The organism is Polaromonas sp. (assembly GCF_018780625.1).
Classification (GTDB): Bacteria; Pseudomonadota; Gammaproteobacteria; order Burkholderiales; family Burkholderiaceae_C; genus Polaromonas.
In genome coordinates this window covers 1-2,296 of sequence record NZ_JADMJK010000047.1, presented here as the reverse complement: position 1 = coordinate 2,296, position 2,296 = coordinate 1, and the positions used below count along the sequence as shown (strand labels likewise).

The window sequence follows — 2,296 nt, the reverse complement described above, 5'->3', positions numbered from 1 at the left end:
CCATGGCCAGCAGCGCCACGCCCGCCAGCGCCAGGTAGGCGCCGGCAAACGGCACCTCCGTCAGGCTGCGCGTGCCGGACGCCAGATTGGGCCCGGCCACCGCGCCTATCAGGCCGCCGGCCATCACCAGCGACACGGCTTTTTCGCGGAACGCGGGCAGCGCCAGCTCGGCCGCGGCAAAGCGGTAGAGCTGCGCATTGGCGTTGTAGTAGCCCGCCACCACGGTGGCCGCCACCAGCAGCCAGAAGTTGTGGCTGTAGGCCGCATAGCAGCAGAGCAGGGCCGATAGCACCGCCACCAGCAGCCCGAGCTGGAACGAGGCCTTGCGGCCAAAGCGGCGCTGCGTGCGCGCCACCAGCCCGGTTGACAGCGCACCGCCCACCACATAGCCCATGACCGGCAGGGTCGCCATCCAGCCCAGCGGCGCCAGGTTCAGGCCGACCAGGCCGTTGATGGCGATGAAGGTGACGTTGTTGGTGAGAAACAGGCCCTGGCAGATCGCCAGCAGCCAGAGGTTGCGGTTCATGGTGTGGTCGTTTCAGGTCAGCGTCAGCAGCGCCAGGCAGGCCAGCGGCGCGGTTTCAGCGCGCAGCACGCGCGGGCCCAGCGTGACGGGTGCAAAGCCGCAGGCGAGGGCGGCGGCTTCTTCGGCGGGGCTCAGGCCGCCTTCGGGGCCGCTCAGGAACGTGAACGCGGCCTGCGCCCCGCTGCCGGCCACGGCCTGGACCAGCGGGCGCGTGCCGGGCTGCAGCGACAGCAGCAGCCGCGTGCCGGCGCTGTCGGCCTTGGCATTGGTTTTGAGCCAGTCGGCGAGCGTGGCGACCTCGTGAATCAGCGGCACCCGGTTGCGTCCGCACTGCTCGCAGGCGGCGGCGGCGGCGGCGCGCCAGTGCGCCAGTTTCTTGTCGGCGCGCTCGCCCTTGAGCCGCAGCACGCTGCGCTCGCTCATCAGCGGCTGGATGCTGGCCGCGCCCAGCTCGGTGGCTTTTTCGATCAGCCAGTCCATGCGGTCGTTGGCCGGCATGACGGCGGCCAGGTGGATGGCGCGGCTGGCTTCGCGCGCCGTGGCGGTCCAGGCGCCCACGGCGACCTCGACATCGCTACGGCCCATGCGCTCCACGGTGGCCTCGAATTCGCCTTCGCTGCCGGGCTGGCCGTTGCCCTGGCCGTTAAAAAGCGTGATGCGCCCGCCCGGCTGCAGGCGCAGAACCTGCACATGGCGCGCGGTCTGCTCGGGCAGGCTCAGCGAGGTGCCGGGCACGAGGGCGATGTCGGCGTAGAAGCGGGGGCTCATGGGCGGGCCGTCCACAGGGGAGTGGGAATTGCTATTAAATAAATAGCTGCTTGCGCCCGTAATGAAAGGACTGAAGGCATATTTTTCATCAAAACGTGTAGCCCACGCGGGTTTCGTTGCCTTCAATCTCGTCGAGCAGCACCATCAGCGGCCCGAGCTGCCGGTAGCGGGCGGCGGTGTTGCGGGCGTATTTGATGAAGCGCGGCGTGTCGGCCAGGTATTTGGGCTTGCCGTCGCGTAGCGTGAGGCGCGCAAAAATGCCCAGCACCTTGAGGTGGCGCTGCAGGCCCATCCACTCGACGGCGCGGTAAAACTCGCCAAAGTCATCGCCCACCGGCAGCCCGGCCTTGCGCGCTTTTTGCCAGTAGCGCACGGTGATGTCGAGCACGAAATCCTCTTCCCAGCTCAGGAACGCGTCGCGCATCAGGCTGGCGATGTCGTAGCTGATGGGGCCATAGACCGCGTCCTGGAAGTCGAGCACGCCGAGTTCGCCGGTGGCCGAGACCATCAAATTGCGCGGCATGAAGTCGCGGTGCACAAACACCCGCGCGCCGCCCAGCGACTGCAAATTGCTGGCCTTGATCTGCGCAAAGATCGCCTCGAGCTTGCCCATGAGCCCGTCATCGAGCGCAAAGCCGCGGTGCCGGCCCACATACCACTCGGGGAACAGCGCCAGTTCGCGCGACAGCAGCGCGTCGTCATAGGGCGGCAGCACGCCGGGGCGGGAGGCGAGCTGCCAGCGCACCAGCGCATCGACCGCCTCCATGTAGAGTTCGAAATGCCCGGCGCCGGGCTGGGCAATGGCGGCCACGTCGGCCGGCGGCGCAATCACATCAAGCATCGTCTGGCTGCCCAGGTCGCTCAGCAGCATGAAGCCCAGCGTTTCGTCCCAGGCCAGCACCTGCGGCGCGCTCAGCCCGGCTTCATGCATCAGCGCCGCGACCTGCACAAAGGGCGCGCAGTCTTCCTGCGCGGGCGGCGCGTCCATGATGATGTAACTCT

The 2,296-nt window shown here is 68.2% G+C and carries 3 protein-coding genes; all 3 read right to left on the bottom strand.

The features are described from left to right. Positions 1-526: MFS transporter (locus IV091_RS03900; protein WP_293465386.1), on the bottom strand; the 526-nt coding region annotated here is incomplete at its 3' end. A 12-nt stretch (positions 527-538) separates the two neighbouring features. Further along, positions 539-1,294 carry a 16S rRNA (uracil(1498)-N(3))-methyltransferase gene (locus tag IV091_RS03895; protein ID WP_293465384.1) on the bottom strand — a complete coding sequence of 252 codons (756 nt, stop codon included), beginning with the start codon at positions 1,292-1,294 and terminating at the stop codon, positions 539-541. Positions 1,295-1,382: 88 nt separating this feature from the next. Then, a partial coding sequence (locus tag IV091_RS03890; protein ID WP_293465382.1) for a phosphotransferase occupies positions 1,383-2,296 on the bottom strand: 914 nt, incomplete at its 5' end.

Coding starts and splice junctions, on each gene's coding strand:
- IV091_RS03895 (WP_293465384.1), bottom strand. CDS start 1,294: ATGAGCCCCCGCTTCTACGCCGACATCGCCCTCGTGCCCGGCACCTCG.